This is a genomic window from Bradyrhizobium sp. (genome assembly GCF_027451485.1).
Taxonomy (GTDB): Bacteria; Pseudomonadota; Alphaproteobacteria; order Rhizobiales; family Xanthobacteraceae; genus Bradyrhizobium.
The window spans coordinates 1-17,964 of the sequence record NZ_DAIDJE010000089.1 but is presented as its reverse complement, the minus strand read 5'-3'; the positions used below and the strand labels follow the sequence as shown (position 1 = coordinate 17,964).

At 62.1% G+C, this 17,964-nt stretch carries 17 protein-coding genes; 3 read left to right on the top strand and 14 right to left on the bottom strand.

Annotation, left to right across the window (positions count from 1 at the left end; all coding sequences use genetic code 11):
* Positions 1-17: 17 nt before the first annotated feature.
* The 7 genes from NEZ08_RS11700 to NEZ08_RS11670 form a co-directional block, all read right to left on the bottom strand.
* Complete coding sequence (locus tag NEZ08_RS11700; RefSeq protein ID WP_298106972.1) at positions 18-881, bottom strand: sugar phosphate isomerase/epimerase; 864 nt, start codon at positions 879-881, stop codon at positions 18-20.
* On the bottom strand, positions 881-2,074 hold the full coding sequence (locus NEZ08_RS11695) for a dihydrodipicolinate synthase family protein (protein WP_298106970.1): 1,194 nt from the start codon (positions 2,072-2,074) through the stop codon (positions 881-883). The genes NEZ08_RS11700 and NEZ08_RS11695 overlap by 1 nt, the downstream gene beginning before the upstream one ends.
* A gap of 11 nt (positions 2,075-2,085) precedes the next feature.
* Positions 2,086-3,237, bottom strand: coding sequence for a Gfo/Idh/MocA family oxidoreductase (locus NEZ08_RS11690; protein ID WP_298106967.1), 1,152 nt, complete (start codon positions 3,235-3,237; stop codon positions 2,086-2,088).
* Positions 3,234-4,637 carry a hypothetical protein gene (locus NEZ08_RS11685; RefSeq protein WP_298106965.1) on the bottom strand — a complete coding sequence of 468 codons (1,404 nt, stop codon included), beginning with the start codon at positions 4,635-4,637 and terminating at the stop codon, positions 3,234-3,236. Before NEZ08_RS11685 ends, NEZ08_RS11690 begins: the two co-directional genes overlap by 4 nt.
* A gap of 12 nt (positions 4,638-4,649) precedes the next feature.
* A complete protein-coding gene (locus tag NEZ08_RS11680; RefSeq protein ID WP_298106964.1) occupies positions 4,650-5,495 on the bottom strand; it encodes an ABC transporter ATP-binding protein in 846 nt (281 codons plus the stop codon).
* A 281-nt stretch (positions 5,496-5,776) separates the two neighbouring features.
* Positions 5,777-6,766 carry an ABC transporter substrate-binding protein gene (locus tag NEZ08_RS11675; RefSeq protein ID WP_298106962.1) on the bottom strand — a complete coding sequence of 330 codons (990 nt, stop codon included), beginning with the start codon at positions 6,764-6,766 and terminating at the stop codon, positions 5,777-5,779.
* Positions 6,767-7,022: 256 nt separating this feature from the next.
* Positions 7,023-7,832 (bottom strand): ABC transporter permease, encoded by an 810-nt coding sequence (locus NEZ08_RS11670; RefSeq protein WP_298106960.1) that lies wholly within the window; start codon positions 7,830-7,832, stop codon positions 7,023-7,025.
* Between the two features lie 282 nt (positions 7,833-8,114).
* Here NEZ08_RS11670 and NEZ08_RS11665 point away from each other — a divergent pair, with 282 nt between their 5' ends.
* Positions 8,115-8,381 carry a hypothetical protein gene (locus NEZ08_RS11665; protein WP_298106958.1) on the top strand — a complete coding sequence of 89 codons (267 nt, stop codon included), beginning with the start codon at positions 8,115-8,117 and terminating at the stop codon, positions 8,379-8,381.
* Between the two features lie 742 nt (positions 8,382-9,123).
* Here NEZ08_RS11665 and NEZ08_RS11660 read toward each other — a convergent pair.
* A complete protein-coding gene (locus NEZ08_RS11660; protein WP_367278409.1) occupies positions 9,124-9,858 on the bottom strand; it encodes a TetR/AcrR family transcriptional regulator in 735 nt (244 codons plus the stop codon).
* Positions 9,859-10,142: 284 nt separating this feature from the next.
* On the opposite strand from NEZ08_RS11660, the gene NEZ08_RS11655 reads away from it, so the two are divergent.
* Positions 10,143-11,036 (top strand): sugar kinase, encoded by an 894-nt coding sequence (locus NEZ08_RS11655; protein ID WP_298106954.1) that lies wholly within the window; start codon positions 10,143-10,145, stop codon positions 11,034-11,036.
* A 9-nt stretch (positions 11,037-11,045) separates the two neighbouring features.
* Here NEZ08_RS11655 and NEZ08_RS11650 read toward each other — a convergent pair whose 3' ends face one another.
* Both NEZ08_RS11650 and NEZ08_RS11645 read right to left on the bottom strand, forming a co-directional pair.
* Positions 11,046-12,266, bottom strand: coding sequence for an FAD-dependent oxidoreductase (locus NEZ08_RS11650; protein ID WP_298106953.1), 1,221 nt, complete (start codon positions 12,264-12,266; stop codon positions 11,046-11,048).
* 4 nt (positions 12,267-12,270) lie between these two features.
* Positions 12,271-13,458, bottom strand: coding sequence for a cytochrome P450 (locus NEZ08_RS11645; RefSeq protein ID WP_298107053.1), 1,188 nt, complete (start codon positions 13,456-13,458; stop codon positions 12,271-12,273).
* Between the two features lie 136 nt (positions 13,459-13,594).
* Between NEZ08_RS11645 and NEZ08_RS11640 the strand changes: the two genes are divergently transcribed.
* Entirely contained in the window at positions 13,595-14,389 is a 795-nt protein-coding gene (locus NEZ08_RS11640) for an enoyl-CoA hydratase-related protein (protein WP_298106952.1), read from the top strand.
* Between the two features lie 2 nt (positions 14,390-14,391).
* Here the strand turns inward: NEZ08_RS11640 and NEZ08_RS11635 are convergent, their stop codons facing one another.
* The 4 genes from NEZ08_RS11635 to dctP all read right to left on the bottom strand — a co-directional run.
* The gene (locus NEZ08_RS11635; protein ID WP_298106951.1) at positions 14,392-15,735 is read right to left on the bottom strand and encodes a TRAP transporter large permease; all 1,344 of its coding nucleotides are present in this window, start codon (positions 15,733-15,735) and stop codon (positions 14,392-14,394) included.
* Positions 15,732-16,313 carry a TRAP transporter small permease gene (locus NEZ08_RS11630; RefSeq protein WP_298106949.1) on the bottom strand — a complete coding sequence of 194 codons (582 nt, stop codon included), beginning with the start codon at positions 16,311-16,313 and terminating at the stop codon, positions 15,732-15,734. Before NEZ08_RS11630 ends, NEZ08_RS11635 begins: the two co-directional genes overlap by 4 nt.
* A 126-nt stretch (positions 16,314-16,439) precedes the next feature.
* Entirely contained in the window at positions 16,440-17,411 is a 972-nt protein-coding gene (locus NEZ08_RS11625; protein ID WP_298106947.1) for a TRAP transporter substrate-binding protein, read from the bottom strand.
* A 61-nt stretch (positions 17,412-17,472) separates the two neighbouring features.
* Positions 17,473-17,964, bottom strand: a 492-nt coding sequence (gene dctP, locus NEZ08_RS11620) for a TRAP transporter substrate-binding protein DctP (protein ID WP_298106945.1), incomplete at its 5' end; no start/stop codon positions are given.

The following is a 17,964-nucleotide window of genomic DNA, read 5'->3' as shown; positions in this document are numbered from 1 at the left end:
CGACAGGACGTAGCTGATCAAACCACAGTGCGATGCCGTTCGATGCAGGTGCGCAGCACTTCATCCATCGGCTTGCCCCACCAGCCTTCCGAAAAAATCTCGATTTCCGAATAGCCGGCAAACCCTTGCGCTTCGACGGCACGGCGCAGCGACCTGATGTCGATCACGCCGTCGCCCATCATGCCGCGGTCGTTGAGGATGTCCTTGGTCGGCACCAGCCAGTCGCAAACGTGAAACGCCAGCAGGCGATCCTTGCCCGCGCGGGCGATTTGCGACAGCACCTCCGGGTCCCACCAGATGTGATAGACGTCGAGCGCGACACCGAGCGCGCCGGTACGGCCGGGATCGAGACGATCACAGATGTCGAGCGCCTGTTTTGTCGTATTGACGCAGGCGCGGTCTGCTGCATAGGCCGGATGCAGCGGCTCGATTGCGAGCGGTAGCTTGGCGTCACGCGCATATTCCATCATCTCGGCGATGGCATCTTCGATCTGCGCCCGCGCGGCGAGGATATCCTTCGACGGCGCGCTTCCCGGCCGCGAATATTGCGGCAGGCCGCCGACCACGAGCACAATGCAGGACGCGCGAAGCGCCTTGGCTTCATCGACCGCACGCCGGTTGTCGTCGCGCACGTCAATCCGGTGAGCGGCGTCCGAGGTGAACATGCCGCCGCGGCAATAGCCGGAAAGCTCGAGTCCGGCCTCGCGCACGGCACGAGCCGCCCGTTCAAGACCGACCGCGGCGACCTGGTCGCGCCAGGGATCGATCGCGCGGATACCATGGCGGACGCAGGCGTCGATGATCTCAAGGAGATCACCCTGCTTGCGGACGGTGGCCGTATTGAGCGACAGCCAGCGATGGTCGGCCGAGAAATCCCGCATCAGCTTTCCACGCCGCGTAACGCGAGCACGGTTTTCATGCGTCGCGTCGCCAGTTCAGGATTGGCGAGCAATCCCGCCTGATCCGCCAGCCGGAACAGCTCGGCGAGATGCAGCGTCGAGCGCGCGCTCTCCTGCCCGCCGACCATGGTGAAATGGTCCTGGTGACCGTTCAGATACGCCATGAACACCACGCCGGTCTTGTAGAACCGCGTCGGCGCCCTGAAGATGTGGCGCGACAGCGGGACGGTCGGGCCGAGCACATCATGGAAACCTTGCGCGTCGGACGCCGCAAGTCGTGTCAGCGCATAGGACGCCGCCGGCGCGATGGCGTCGAAAATGCCGAGCAGCGCGTGCGAGTAGCCCTTGTCGTCGCCGGCGATCAGCTCGGCATAGTTGAAATCATCGCCGGTATACATCTTGACGCCATCGGCCACGCGCCGGCGCATGTCGATTTCGCGCTGCTTGTCGAGCAGCGAAATCTTGACGCCGTCGATCTTTCCGGCATGGGCGTTGATGATGGCGACCGCCGTATCCATCGCCCTGCCGAGATCGGCCGATCCCCAATAACCTGACAGCGCCGGATCGAACATGTCACCGAGCCAGTGGATGATCACGGGCTCAGCCACCTGCGAAAGCACGCGGCCATAGACCTGCACATAATCATCCGGGCTGCAGGCGATCCTGGCAAGCGCGCGCGAAGCCATCAGGATGATCCGTCCTCCGGCCTTCTCGATCGCCGCGACCTGATGCTCATAAGCCCGGATGACGTCATCAAGGCTCCTGGCATCCTCCACCGCGAGATGATCGGTGCCCGCGCCGGAGAATACCAGCGCATTGCCTCTTGCCTTTGCCGCCCGGACCGAGCGCTGGATCAATTCGAGCGAGGTCGGCCAATCGAGCCCCATGCCGCGCTGCGCCGTATCCATCGCCTCGGCGACGCCGAGGCCGAGATCCCAGACATGCTCCCGAAACGCAATCGTCCTGTCCCAGTCGACCGCGGCCGTGAGCCACGGATCGACATCGGCGAGCGGATTCGCGACGACATGCGCGGCCGAGAACGCGACGCGGTTCAGCGTGCCCTCGAGCCTCGCAGGAAAGCTCCGCGACGCCGCCAGACGATAGGTCATTAGCGAACCGTCGGCGCTCGGCAGCTTCAACGACAGCGACGAGGCGGGCATCACCGGCTTGTTCATGCGCCTCTCCTCTAGACCTTGATCGGGGCGACGTCGATCCAGCGCTTCTCGCGCCAGCTCTGCAGCGCGCACTCCGCCAGCTGCACGCCCTTGGCGCCTTCCAGGAGCGTATATTTATACGGCGCGTCTTCGCAGACGTGACGGATGAACATCTCCCACTGCTCTTTGAAGCCGTTGTCGTAGGTCACGTTCTCCGGCAGCTTCTGCCAATCGGCGTAGAAATCATGCAGGCGCTTCTCGTCCGGATTCCAGACCGGCCGCGGCGTCATCTGCCGCGCCTGGATCATGCAGTCGGTCAGTCCTGCGACGGCCGAACCATGCGTGCCATCGACCTGGAAGGTGACGAGATCATCGCGGTAAACGCGCGTCACCCAGCTCATGTTGATATGCGCGATCACGCCGCCCTTGAGGCGGAAGGTGGCGTAGGCTGAATCGTCGGCGGTCGCCTCGTATTTCCTGCCTCTCTCGTCCCAGCGCTCGGGAATATCGGTATTGCCGATGCAGACCACGCTTTCGACTTCGCCGAAGAGATTGTCCAGCACGTAGCGCCAATGGCAGACCATGTCGAGAATGATGCCGCCCCCGTCTTCGCTCCGGTAATTCCACGACGGCCGCTGCGCTTCCTGCCAGTCTCCCTCGAACACCCAGTAGCCGAACTCGCCCCGCACTGAGAGCATCCGGCCGAAGAAGCCGGAATCGCGCAGGAAGGCGAGCTTCTTCAGCCCGGGCAGGAACAGTTTGTCCTGCACGACGCCGTGTTTGAGACCCTTGCCGTTGCCGAGCTTCACGATCGCAACGGCTTCTTCGAGATTGGTTGCGGTCGGCTTTTCGCAGTAGACGTGCTTGCCGGCGTTGAACGCCCTCGCCAGCAAGCCCGGGCGGGCCTGCGTGGTCGCAGCGTCGAAGAACACCGCGTCCTTCTTGTCGGCGAGCGCCGCATCGAGGTCGGTGGTCCAGCGCTCCACACCAAAGCGCCTGGCGAGCGCCTCGATCTTTTCCGCACTTCGCCCGACCAGGATCGGATCGGGCATCACACGATCGCCGTTCGAGAGTTTTACGCCACCCTGGTCGCGGATCGCGATGATCGAGCGGATCAGGTGCTGGTTGAGCCCCATGCGGCCGGTGACACCGTTCATGATCACGCCGAGGCGTTGCGTCGTCATATCGTCTGCTCCTGCAATGTTCTTGCTTTTGGCTGTCGGAATGCCTGCATCGCAGGCCAGTGTGGATGGACGCCGGTGGCAAAGCCCGGCGCCGTCAGCGATGCCGTCAACAGATCGCCGTCATGGATCGCAAGCCGCACCTTGCCGCCGGCGCGGGCATAAAGACCGGGATGCGCGGCGAGAAACGCGTCGGCCTCCTCGATCGGCGTATCGGCAAAGCCGTCGACATAGTGATGACCGTTGCGCTCCATATGCGTCATGCCGATCAGCGCTCCGAGTGCGAGATCCTGCTGCACGGCGAGTCCGGCCTGACAGGTCAGGTCTTCACCCGTGACAAAGAACCTTTCCCCTTCCGCGCTCCATTTGGCTGCGCGCGTCGCATTGATCACGGACTTGTAGAGGCCCTTGCAGGATTTTGACGAGATGCCGCGATAGCCGAGCGACCGCGCGGCAACGAACGCATGATAGGAATCATCGGCTTCATCGATGATGAAATCGTAAGCGTTGACGCCTTCGAGCGGAGAGGTGCGAGTCACCTCGCGCGGCATCGGCTGCTCGATATAAAGAAGCCGGCCTGCGATCGGGGCCAGCGCAGCATCGCACCTCAGGCGATCGACCAGGCCGCGTAAATCTTTCAGGTCTGCATATTGCTCGTTGGCATCGAGCGTGACGTGATAGGAACGAGGCAGCCTGGCGAGCTCGCGGCCGATGCGAACCAGCCGGGCGACGTCAGCGTCCGGATTGCCCGCAAGCTTGAGCTTGAAATAACGCGCGCCGGAATTCTCGGCCGGATCGGCGACCCCGCCCTCCCCTTCAACCTTGTCGTCGAGACCGACAGTATGGCGGATCGCGACGCGGTCGCCGCGGCGGCAGCCGCGCAAGAACTGCGTGATGTCCTCGCTGCCAAGATCGGGCGACAGCCGCGCATCGATGCCGGCGATATTGGCCGCCATCCCGTCAAAGAAATCGGCGTCCGCGCCGCGCAGCAGCGCATCGAGAATGGCCTTGTCGATTTCGGCCGCACCGAAGATCGCCGCGAGCGGCGGAATATCGTGCTTCGCGCAGCTTTCGACCTGCGCCGCGATCCATGAGGCGTGATGACCGAATGCGGTATCGAAGTCTGAGCCCTTGCAATAGAGATCGCGCGCGATCGTGAGCGAACGCCGCAATTCATCGGCGGTCTGGTCGGGCGAAAGATGGGCGCGCTTGTCGAACCATTTCGGCACCATCATTTCGGCACTGGCGCCGACCGAACGGCCCTTGCCCTCGATCTCGATCTCGACGCGCACGAACGCCTGCGCCGCCGCCTCGACGACGACCGCGCCGAACCGAAACGGCCGCGCAAAGCGCACCGCTCGCTCGAAAAGTGCGATATCCCGCACGGCCAGCCGCAGCGGCATCGACCTACACCTCTAATCCAGCGCGCTTTGCGTGAAAAAATGCTTGCGGATGCGTTGCACCAGTTCCGAGAAAACCGGATCGGTCATGACGTCGAGCGAGCGCGGGCGTGGCAGCGGCACATCGTAGATCGCGGCAATCGCACCGGGCCGCTCGGTCATCACCAACACGCGATCGGCAAGGAACACCGCTTCCGGGATCGAATGGGTGATCAGCAGCACGGTCTTGCCGGTCTCGCGCTGGATGCGCATCAGTTCGACGTTCATGCGCTCGCGCGTCATGGCATCGAGGGCTCCGAACGGCTCGTCCATCAGCACGATCTTCGGATCGTGCACCAGCGCCCGGCAGATCGAGGCGCGCTGCTGCATGCCGCCCGAGAGCTGCCAGGGCAACTTCCTTTCAAACCCTTCGAGACCGACGAGTTTTAGCAGCGCTTTCGCGCGCGGCAGGAACTCTTCGCGGGGCAGCCGCTTCATGTCGATCGGCAGCATCACGTTGTTGAGGATGTTGCGCCAGGGCAAGAGCAGCGCGTTCTGAAACACGATGCCGACATTGCCATGCGGTTTGTCGACCTTCTCGCCCTCGACGAAAATCTCGCCTGTCGACGGCGGCAGAAGCCCTGAGATCATTTTCAGGAGCGTGGACTTGCCGCAGCCGGACGGCCCGACCACGACGAAAAATTCGCCGGCGTTGATGTGAAAATCGAGTGGCTGCAGCGACGGCACATCACCGTCGCGCGACCGATAGGTTTTCGACACGGCCGACAGCCGAATGCCGGCCTTCTGCGAGGCGCCGCGATCGCCCACCACACGTAAGTGCGCGGGCGGCGGGCTGGCTCCAGTCTTGTTCAGGGCGGTCATTGGTAGTCCATTCGACAAACGAGCCATCATCGCGAGCCACCGGGTCTGCGCAAAGCGCGGCCCGATGACAAGCACCGCGAAGCAATCCAGGCTTCTTTCAAGCTGTCATTCCGGGGCGCGAGCGAAACGAGCGAGCTATGAGTGCAATTGCACATCAGAGAATCCATGGGTGCCGCACGAGTGTCGGGAGGAATGGATTCAGGGCCTGCGCCTTACGGCGCATCCCGGAATGACAAAGGCGGGATTGCCTCGTTGCGTTCGCTGCTCGCAACGACGAGCGGTCACTTCGGCAAGTACTCATTGGTGTAAAACGCCTTGGGATTATCCTTCGCCTTGGCATCAAGCCCGCCATATTCGACCATCAGATCGACGGTATCCTTCATGTTCTGGTCGGTGACCTGGAACGGCCGCTTGTTCCTGGTCTCCGGCGTGCGGTAGAGCGGAATCGTCAGTTCAAAGCCTTCAGTGAGCGTGCCGATCTTGCCGCCCTTGGGGTTGGCATCGAGGATCGACTGCGCCGCGGCCCTGGGGTCCTTTTCAGCCGCCTCCACTGCCTTAGTGGTGGCATCCATGAAACGCCTGACCACATCGGCGTTGGCCTTGACGTAATCGGTGTTCGCCACAAGGCCGGACGACACCATGTTGATGCCGTAGTCGGCGAACTTGATCGGATAGACGTCCTTGCCGGTCGCGTCCTTGATCTTCATCGACTGGTCCATGACGTAGCCGAGCAGAAGATCGGCCCGGCCGTTGATGACGGCTTGGAGCTTGGTCTGGGCGTCGCCGGCGACGGTGGTGAAATCGCTCTCCTTCAATCCGGTCTTTTTCAGGAACAGCGGCCAGATCTGCGTCATGGAATCGGCCGGCGTGATCGCAACCGTCTTGCCCTTGATGTCCTCGGGCTTCCTGATGTTCTTCTCGGCAAGGCCCATCACCGACATCGGGCTGGTCTGGAGCAGCACGCCGGTTGCGATGATCGGCGCGCCCTTGACCGCCGCGCGCATCATGGTCGGCACGTCGACATAACCGAAATTCGCGGTCTTGGCCGCCACGGCCTGCGTCGTCGCCGCCGAGCCGCGGCCTTCCTGGATCTCGAGATCGATGCCGTCGGCGGCGTAGATGCCCTTGGCTTTGCCGTAATAGAACGGCGCGTGCTCACCATAGACGTACCAGTTGAGCATCAGCACCACCTTGTCGGCGGCGCGTGCCGGCAGCGCGGTCAACGCTGAAAAGATTAGCGCGGCCGAAACTGCCGCGATGCACCTCAACATTCGATCTTCCTCCCGTAGCTTTTTAATCTCGTCATTGCGAGCCAAGCGACGCAATCCATCCTTTGTCATTCCGGGATGCGCCGTCGCGACAAAATAGCGAGGCTATTTTGCGCGCAAGACGCCGGCCCGGAATCCATTCCTACTGATCCTCGTGCGGCTCCATGGATTCCGGATTCGCTCGTTTCACTCGCGCTCCGGAATGACAGCGGAAAACCTGGTTGCTTCGCTCGCAATGACAACGCTTTCTATTTAAACCTCACGCGGCAACGATAATCTCCTCGCGCTGGCTGACGTGCCAGGGCACCACCAGCCGTTCGATCCGGTCGACGATCCAGAACAGGATGACGCCGAGCAGCGCCAGGATCACGAGTGCGGCAAACATCGTCGGCAAATCGAAGGTGCCGATCGAGCGCTGCATGACATAGCCGATGCCCGAATTGGAGCCGACGAATTCGCCGACCACTGCGCCAACCACCGCGAGTGTGACAGAAACCTTCAGGCCTGAAAAAATCGCCGGCATGGCGTGCGGCAAGTTGACGGCGCGAAAGACGTGAAAACGGCTGCCCTGCATCGCCCGCGCCAGATCGACCATGTCGGGATCGACTGACTTGAACCCCTGTACCGCAGACACCACGACCGGAAAAAATCCGAGCAGGAATGCCGAGATGATTTTCGGCAGGATACCGAAGCCGAACCAGACGACGAACAGCGGCGCGATCGCGATCTTCGGCACCGACTGCGAGAACACAAGCAGCGGATAGACATAGCTCTCCACCGTCTTCGATCCTGCGATCAGCATCGCGACGGGAATTCCGAACAGCGCCGACAGCACAAACCCCCAGATCGTCGCATAGGTGGTCGGCCAGGATTGCCGTGCCAGCTCGGGCCAATCGTGCCACAGCACCGCGACGACATCGGCCGGCGCCGGAATTTGGTAGGCCGGAATCCTGAACAGGCGGATCGACAGGTCCCAGACCACGACGATGAAGATCAGGAACAGAAACGGCCGCACCCAAGCGGCGTTGAACGCCTTCGACAGCCTGGTTGGCGTTTTCGGTTCAGCCAAGTTTCGCTCCCTTGCGCGACGATCTTGCGGTTCGATTTTGATCGAAATTAACCCGATGGATAAATACTGTCCAGCGCTTTTGGTCGGCTGGTTCGGCGCCTCCAAGCCAGCCATGCAGCCCTCCTAAACAGAATTTTAGGTAGCAGCATCGGCGCGGGTTCCGCTCTCGCGCGTTAACCCGCCGCCAGCCGAACGACGCCGGCGAAAGGCGTCCCTTGTTCTGGTTGCGATAGGTCCGGCGGTGGCGTTCCGCATGCGGCCGGCGGACAAAGGAGAATAGCTATGACAAAGCTCAAATTGATTGGCGCCGTAGCGCTTGCATTGACGATTTCGGGACCGGCCATGGCGAGGGTGTACGTACCCGGAAGATTTCTGCCCTCCGGTGAGAATTACCACGGACGGGTCATGACCGCCCAGGATTTCGATCACTTCGACTTCGGCGTCGCTGAGCCGACCTACCCGTCCGGATGGGGCGGCCCCTATGGCGATGGCCAGTATCCGGGATCAGTCGACCGCAATATGGGCCCGCCTTATTGGTCGCGCTATTAGCATGATCCAAACGACGCGTGTTTGGTCTAACGAAAAAAGAGGTGGTGAGCCCGCCTCTTTTTTCGTGCGCTGGAGTTTGCAAGGCGACCAGCGTCGGCTCGTTGCATTTAATTGCCGGCGCTTTTTCTTCGCATGCCAAATCATAGCACCGGATCGCGATCGAGATTGTATTTGCGTTCCGGCTGATTTGCACCGGCTGTCCAGCCCCGCAATCGAAAATTTTCCGCTTGGCCGCCTGGTAGACGCAGCAATAGACCTCCAGCCATCCCGCCCGACCAAGGGGCGTTTCGCGATCGTCACGAACGCGGGCGGGATGCGATGGACGCGAGTGGCGCTGCTGACGAGGGCGCTTGGCTCGCGGACGGCAAAGCCGTGTGGTCCCGACACCCCGACGCTGGTGTCAAGTTGGCGACGATGCTGACGCATCGCGCTGGCGATGGTGGCAAGAAAGCCCGGTTCACCAGGGAGAGCGCGGAGGAAACCGTTAAAACCAATCGCGCGGGGAATGCCGGGTGTTTCCGGCGACCTGCGGTGACTAACTTGCGCGCTTTTTGCTTTGCGCGCGAGGCTGCGGGTGCGCATGGCGCGCCCGGCATTCCCTGCGCCCTTCGAGTGAAAGGGCAGGAGCTGACGAGAAACTTCGCGCGGATTTTCGCGGCGAGAGCGCGAAGTTGTGTCTGCGGCAGACAGGGCTGTTTGACAGGTGAACACCAGCAGCGGTGCGTCGAGAGGCGCTTGCCCCCTATCCCTCCCCGACAAGCGGCGAGGGAGTGGGCTCTGCATGGACGATGGCCCGAGGCGCCGGCGCCGTTTTCTTCGCAAAGGCGGCAAGCGATTTCCCGGTCAGCGCCGCCAGCACCAGCGCCACCATGTGATCGAGGCGCTCATCCCTCGCCTCTTCGCTGAGCAGATCGCGGCCGAAGATCACGCTCAAGGTTGCGCTGTTCGACAGATAGAAGAAGCACAATGCGGCGATGGAAATATAAAGCTGCACCGGATCGATCGCGACGACGAAGTCGCCGCTCGCAACCCCGCGGCGCACCACCGTGCGGATCATCTCGACGAACGGCGAGTGCATCGATTTCACCTTGGCGGAGCGCTTGAGATGCCGCGCCTTGGCGAGATTCTCGGTGTTGAGCAGCGCCAGGAATTCGGGATTCCTGAGGAAATAATTCCAGGTGAACTCGATCAGCCGCCTGATCGCCTCCGGCGGATCGAGCTGTTCGAGATCGAGCCCACGCTCCTCGACCCTGATCTTCTCGTAGGCGCCTTCGAGCACCGTGAGGTAAAGCTCTTCCTTCTTGCCGACGTGATAATAAAGCATGCGCTTGTTGGCGCCGGCCTTGGCAGCGATACGGTCGACCCGCGCCCCGGCGAGGCCGTGGGCGGCAAATTCTTCCTTCGCGGCCTCGAGAATGCGAAGCCGCATCCCTTCCGGGTCACGCTGCCACTTCTGATTTCGTTTCGATCTCGCCAAGGCGCTTCCTAAGGCTCTTCCCGAGGCTCTTCCAGGGCTGGCCGCCCATTGCCGAATAACACGCATGTAGCACGGGCGGCACGGAACCCAAAACAACCGCTGTCGTTGGGTCAGGCCTCGCGAGCAGACAAGCACTGGACGGCAGACACCCCAATTGTTAGCTGAGCCCTCGGGACAACGGCGGAAGGGCAGTTTTTGCGTATAATTTCGGCGATCGCCCTGCCTGACGGATGCTAGTGTACGCCGCCGGCCGATCTCACCCTTCAACCCATGACGGGCAACGCATGCAGGCTCTCTTCATCGGACAGACCTATATCGACGTCACCTTCATCACCGACCACATGCCGACCGGGGATGAGAAGCATGTCGCTTCGGCCTATGCGGTTTCGTTTGGCGGCAACGCCGTCACGGCAGCGTTCTGCTGCGCCAAGCTCGGGGTCGTGCCGGACCTGATCGCGACCGTCGCCAACGACTGGCTGGGACGGATGTTCCAGGACATGTGCGCGAAGTACGGCATCTCGATCCATCCGCGCAAGGTCGCCACGTCCTCGCTGTCGTTCATCATGCCCAAGGACGGCAAGCGTGCCATCGTGCGCTGCCGCGATGACGAGCACATTCATCCTTTCCCGCTTTTGAATCTGAAGGGATGCCGCGCCCTGCACATCGATGGTCATCAACCGGATGCCGCGATCCATTACGCCAGGCATTGCCGCGAGGCCGGCATTCTCACCTCGCTCGACGGCGGCGGCTTGCGCTCCAACACCCATGAAGTCCTCGAGTTCATCGATGTCGCGATCGTTGCCGAACGTCTTTGCGAACAGATGAACCTGTCGCCGAAAGAGATGCTCGATTATCTCAAGGGCCGCGGCTGCCGCATCGGCGGGGTGACGATGGGCGAGCGAGGCCTGTTCTGGTACGACGAGAGCGGCACGACGCGCATCATGCCGGCGCTGCCGATCCCGCGCCAGCGCGTGATCGATACCAACGGCGCCGGCGACGTGTTCCACGGCGCTTACGTCTATTCCTATCTCGCGCATCCGGACAAAAGCTGGAGCGATCATTTCGAGTTCGCGCGCGCCGCCTCAACCCACAAGATCCAGCGGCTCGGCAACGAGGCCGGATTGCCGAGCGTCGCTGATATCGAAACCGTGCAGAAGGAATTTGCGATCAGCGCTTGAAGTAGCAAACTACGCAAGCGCTGCTTTCAGGTCGAAGCCGGGGTCGGCGGCCTTTTCTGGCTCGATCGAGCGGTTCATGCCGAGGATCTTGCGGCCGAACACGTGATCGGCGGCGCGGTTGACCGATTCAATGCCGACCAGTTGCCGCTGCTTGTAGCAGAATGCCGAAAACGAGCGCGCTTCACGATCACCGCGCACGATGACCTGATCGTACCCGGTCGTGAGGCCCGCGATCTGGAGCTTGTCGTCGCCCTGATCGCTCCAGAACCACGGCAGGCCGTCGTAAGCCTTGTCATCGCCGGTCAGCCGCGCCGCCACGCAGCGCGCCTGATCGGTGGCGTTCTGCACGGACTCGAGGCGGAGCGAACCGCCGAAACGCGGGCTTTCGAACAGCGCGCAGTCACCGATCGCCGAAATATTCGGATCGGCGGTCAGAAGGTGGGCGTCGACGATGATGCCCGACGCGACCGGCAGGCCGGCCTCGGCCGCGATCTCGACGTTGGGCAGCACACCGACGCCGACCACGATGAGATCGGCCGGAATGCGCCGCCCGTCGCTGAGGCTGAGGCCGGCGACCTTGTCGCCGGCGCTCTCGATACTGGTCGCTTGCACGCCGAGGTGAATGCGAATGCCCGCCGAGGTGTGCCGTGCCTGGAAAAAGTCCGAGATTTCCGCCGTAACGGCGCGCGCCATCACCCGCGACCCAAGCTCGATTACATCGACTTCGAGCCCCTTGGCCCGGGCGGTCGCGGCAAATTCCAAACCGATGAAGCCGGCACCGATCACCGCGACGTGTCGCGCGATGCCGATCCGCTGCCGCAGCGCCTCGCTCTCGTCGAGGATGCGCAGGTAGCGAACGTCAGCAAGCGTGGCGTTGGGCAAATCGAGCAGGCGATTGCGCGCGCCGGTCGCCAGCACGAGGTGGCCATAATCAAGGAACGTGCCGGAAGCGAGGACGACGCGATGCGCCGCGCGATCAATGAAGGCAGCGCGGTCCGCGATCAATTCGATCTTCTGGTCGTGATAGAACTTTTCGGGCCGGAACATCAGGCTATCGGGTTTTCCCTCGCCCTTGAGATAGGCCTTGGACAACGGCGGCCGTTGATACGGCAGATGCGCCTCATCGTTGATCAGGCAAATGCGTTCGGCAAAGCCGTGCTGGCGCAACGAGGCGGCAACCTGGTAGCCGGCATGGCCGGCGCCGACGATGATAACGGATTTCTGGGTCATGCTGTCAGACAGTCGTAAGGCGAAGCGGAAGGGTGTCGAAGCCACGCAACGTGTTGTTCAGTCGGCGCACCGGTTGGGCAGTCAATTCAAGCGATTTGACGCTTTTTGCAAGTGCGCCCAGCACTGCCTCCGTCTCCAGCCGGGCCACGGCCTGGCCGACGCAGCCGTGAATGCCGGTACCAAAGGTCATGTGCCCGGCCGCGCGCCGGCTGACGTCGAATGCATCCGGCCGTTCCCACCGGCGCGGATCGCGGTTGGCGGCCGCCAGAAACAGCAGCACCTTCTCCCCCTCGCCGAGCTGCACGCCGCCGACTTCGACCGGTTTCGTGGTGGTGCGGAAGAACGTCTGAACCGGAGCCTCGAAGCGCAAGACCTCTTCGAAGGCGTTACGGATCAGGCTCGGATTCTGGCGGAGCACTTGCCATTGCTCAGGGTAGCGCGCCATGCAGTAAAGCGCGTTGCCGAGGCCGTAGACCGTCGTATCGATTCCCGCCGACAGGAACGAGCGCACCAGCATGCCCGCTTCATCTTCGGACAGTTCTCCGGCATCGACGGCTTGGAAGATCTGCATGCCGAGTCCATCGGGCGCCAGCGCGGCGCGGCTGCATTTCGACATGATCCACTCGCGAACCGGACCCGCATTCGCCATGGCCTCCTGAAACAGATCGTTGCGCGGGCCGAAGGAATTGAAAACCATACTGCCGTAAGGCAGCAGGTTTTCGCGACCGTCTTCGGAAATCCCGACCGCGTCCGGGAATACCTTCAGTGGATAGGCTTCAGCCAGATCGGCGATGCCGTCGAACTCGCGCCGCGCGGCGAGCGTCGCAACCAGGCGGTCCGCCTCCTGCTCGAACCTTTCGCGCAGCACCTTGATCGCCATCGGCGACAGGATGCGCGTCAGCACCGCGCGAGTGCGCGTATGCAGCGGCGGATCGGCTTCGAGGATGATGCTCGGTGGCCGCCAGGGCGGTTCCTTTCGGAAATCGCTGAGTCCCACGCCCGCCGACGAGCAATAGGTCTGCCAGTCGGTCAGGGCATCGCGAACCTGCTCGTGCCGCGCCATCGCCCAGATGCCATATTGGTCGAGCCACACTGCGGGACCGGCTTCGCGCAGCGCCTCATGATGCGGATAGGGATCGCTGAGAAAGCCCCGCGAAAAGGGATCGGCCGTCGAAACCGGCCGGCTCAACATTGCCTGAATGCCCACGACGCCTGCTCCCTGTTCCTTACCTCAGCGTCTTGCGGCATCTTGCAGGCTTCATGCGGGATTGTCACCTCTTCTCGCTTCGATTTAAATGCGCCCGATCTCTTCATGCGGAGGTTTCCCGATGGCTGCGCTCCCTGACCAGACCGCCGATCCGGCGCTGCTCGCGATCGACGGCCCGATTGCGACAATCACCCTCAACCGCCCCGCGAGCTTCAACGCGATCGATCTTGCGATCGCAAAAAGGCTGGAACAGATCGCCGCCGAGGTCGAGGGATCGGACGAGGTCAAGGTGCTGTTGATCGAAGGCGCGGGCCGCGCATTCTGCGCCGGTGGCGACCTCCAGACGATCGGCGCTGCTGCGGCTTCGGACACCATCGCACCCGTCGTCGGTGAAATGCTGCAACACTACCACGCCTTCATCACGGCGCTGCAGCGCATGCCCAAGATCGTGGTTTCGAGCGTGCACGGCTCGGCGGCCGGCGCCGGCCTCTCGCTTGCCTTCATGGCCGATCTCTGTATCGCCGCGGAAGACGCCCGTTTCATGCCGGCTTACGCGAAGATCGGCGTGTCGCCCGACGGCGGGGGAACCGTCGGGGTCACCGCAGCGGTCGGCCCGCGGCGGGCGTTGCAGATCTTTCTTGCCGAAGACAGCTTTTCCGCATCACAGGCGATGCAATGGGGCCTGGTCGTCAAGCTGGTGCCGGCGACCGAGCTGAAGGCCGCGACGCGCGAACTCGCGCACCGCCTCGCGCAAAATACACCGGCTGCGATCGCCGCCACCAAGATGCTGATCCAGCGGGCGCCCTTGAGCCCGATCGCACAGCAGCTCGACGCCGAGCGCGACGCCATCATCGACTGCATGCATACCGACGAGGCGCGCGCCGCGATCGAGAAATTCGCCCGAAAGGGCAAGTGACGTCAACCATTCGGGCAGATATACCCGGTTCCCGCGGGCGACTTGAAGCAGCCGACCGATTCCGGGATCACGTGCTTGGGCAGCCATAGCACCACCTTCGGGAAGTAGATGGTGAAGGTGATCGTCAGCAGGAACACAATATAGATCGGCAACGCCGCGCGGAGCGCCTTGGAAAACGGCACGCCGACGAACTTCGACGCCATCAGCAGCACCAGCCCGTACGGCGGCGTGATCATCCCGAACGCCAGCGTCGCAATCAGCACCACGCCCATGTGGACGCCATTGATGTCACCTGCCTGAGTCAAGGTCGTCACCAGCGGCATGAAGATGATGATGGTCGGCACCGGCTCGATGAAATCGCCGACCACGGTGAACAGCGCGACGAGCAGCAGCATCATGTATTGCGGATTGTTGCCCGCGATCGAAGTGATCCAATCCGCGATCACGATCGCCCCGCGCAAGTAGGCCAGCATCCAGCCGAAAGCATTGGCTGCGCCGATCGTGATCAACGGCAAGGAGAAGATCAGTCCGGCCAGACAGAAGTCGTAAGGTATTTTCCGGATATGCTTGCGATTGAGCGCAGGGATCACGACCGCGATGATCCAGATCACCGCAACCACACCCGCTTCCGTCGGCGTGAACCAGCCGGTAAGAATGCCGCCGAGCAGGATCACCGGAATCATCAGAGGCAGCGCGGCGTCACCCGTCGCAAACACCACCTGGCGGAAGGAGGCGCGCGGCTTGCGTGCGCCGACCGGACCGAACAAATAGCAATAGATCATCAGTCCGAAGCCGATCATCAGGCCCGGCACGACGCCGGCCATGAACAGGCCCGCGATCGAAACGTTACCGACCGCGCCATAAACCACCGCAGTGATGCTGGGCGGCACCAAGGCGGCGATGGTGGAAGCGGCGGCGATGATCGCGGCGATGAAATCGGGACTGTAGCCCTCGCGCCGCATCGGCGTCCCCAGCGCGCGGCTCATCACCGCGACATCGGCCGTCGTCGATCCCGACATTTCAGAAAAGAACATGCTGAAGACGACGACGACCTGCGACAGGCCGCCTTTGATATGGCCGACCAGCGACAGCGACAGGTTCGCGATCCGCACCACCACATTGGCCGAACTCATGAGTTCGCCAACCAGAAGGAAAAACGGAATCGCCAACAGCGCTTCCGAGTCGACGCCGTCGAAAATCTTCTGAACGATCGCGGCGAACGACACGTCGGTCAGGAATGCACCAACGAACACGCCCGCCATCAACGAGAACGGCACCGGCACGCCGAGATAACCGAAAAACAGGAAACAGAACGACATCAACGCAAGCACAAGCGGCGGGCTCACGGCCGTCTCCCCTGGTCCAGCGATATTTCAACCGGCGGGATGATCAACTCCTCTTCCGGCTCGGGATGGTCGAAACCATTACGGATGCCGTTGACAAGCTGTTCGATGGTGAACAGTGCAATCAGGATCGCGGAAAGCGGGATCACCGCGTAAAGCGAGGCAATCGGCGTGCCGGACGGCAGGCGGAAACTGCCGAATCCACGGAGATAGTTGATGTAGCCGAACCAGATCAGGCAAAGCGCCACCGCCAGCACCACCAGGCGAACGAGGACCTCGACAATCGTCCGCGGCGTACCGTGCAGCGATTCCGAGATCGCGGCCAGATAGAGATGGTCGTTACGGCGGGTCGCAGCCGCGGCCCCGATGAAGATCGCGTAGATGAACAAGGTCGACGTGACTTCCTGCAACCAGAGCCAGGGATGGCCGATGGTGCGGGTGACGATGTCGAACGTCACGGACAACGAGAAGCCGAAGCACAGCACGCCGCAAATCATCATCAGCACGAGTTCGAGCCAGTCGAGGGCGCGCCATTTCAGATGATGCTGCCGCTGCAGGACCAGTCTGTCGGATATAGCCATGGGGCTCTCCTCGATCTCTCCATTCTCCGTCATGGCCGGACTTGACCCGGCCATCCGCGTCTTCGGCGCTGCCGAAGGAAAGATGTGAATGCCTGGCACAAGGCCGGGCACGAGGAATGGCGATCGCTAGTTGATCGCTCTGATCAGGTCCTTGATCTTCTCGGCGTGCGGGCCGAGATCCTTGGCCAGCTTGTCGAGATACGGATCGGCGATCTTCTGGAAACCTGTCTTGTCGACATCCGTCACGATCTTGACGCCCATCTTTTGCAGCTTGGCGGCTGCCGCCCGCTCCAGGTCAAACGCCCGTTTCGGTTCCTGAAGGCTGACGTCGCGCGCCGCAGCCATCACCCAGCCCCGCTGCTCAGCATTAAGGCTCTGCCACAGCTTGTCGCTGATCCATAGAATGGCGTTATTGGCTTCGTGCTCGGTCATCGACAGCACGGGTGCAACTTCATAGTGCCGATTGATCAGGTAGACATTGACGGCATTCTCGGCGAAATCCACCACGCCGGTTTGCAGCGAAGTATAGACGCTGCCGAACGGCATATGCACGGTCTGCGCGCCATAAGCCGGGAACATGGTGTCTTCGGTCGCGGTCGCCTGCACACGCACTTTGAATCCCTTGAGGTCTTCCACCTTGCGCACTTCCCGCTTGCCATACATGTGCCGAAAACCCTGGGTGCCGAGGCCGATCGCATGAATACCCGTCACCGTCTGGTCGACCATGTCGTGGACGGCTTCGAACACCTTCTGGTCGCCGAGCGCCTTGACGTTATGATCCTCGTTGCGGAACAGGAAGTGTAACGACATCACGCCGGCCTGCGGCGAGATCGTCGACGTGTTGGCCGAGGAAACGATGGCGAAATCGATGTCACCGGAGCGGACTAGTTGCAGGATTTGCGGCTCCTGGCCGAGCTGCGCGCCTGGATACTGATCGACCAGCATCGTGCCCTTGCTCAACTCCTTCAGCCTGGCTGAGAAAATGTCATAGGCGATGCTGTAGCCGGAATTGAGCTGCTGGTCGTGGGCGAAGCGATAGTGCCTGACTTCCTGCGCATGCGCCGAACCGGCGAACAGCGCGGCTGTCAGAAAAATCACGAGGCACAATATTCTTCCTTGATGGTGCAACGCTTATTCCTCCCCTTGGTGTTCCGCGATATCAATCGACCGCGCGGATCAGGTCCTTGATTTTCTCGGCATGCGGACCGAGTTTCTTGGCGAGTGTGTCGAGATACGGATCGGCGATGGCGGTAAAGCCGGACTTGTCGACATCGGTCACGACCTTCACGCCCATCGATTTCAGCTTTTCAGCCGACTGGTGCTCGAGTGCGAACGCTTTCGCCGGCTGCGTGCGATTGACCTCGTCGGCGGCGGCCTGTACCCAGCCCTGCTGCTCGGGCGTGAGACTGTTCCAGAGTTTGTCGCTGACCCAGAGCAGGCTATTGTTCGCCTCGTGTTCGGTCAGCGACAGAACCGGCGCGACTTCGTAATGCTTGTTGGCGAGATAGACGTTGATGCCGTTCTCGCCGACATCCACTACGCCGGTCTGGAGCGAAGTATAAACGCTGCCGAATGGCATGTGCACGATCTGCGCGCCATAGGCCGGGAACATGGTGTCCTCGGTTGGCGTCGCCTGCACGCGAACCTTAAG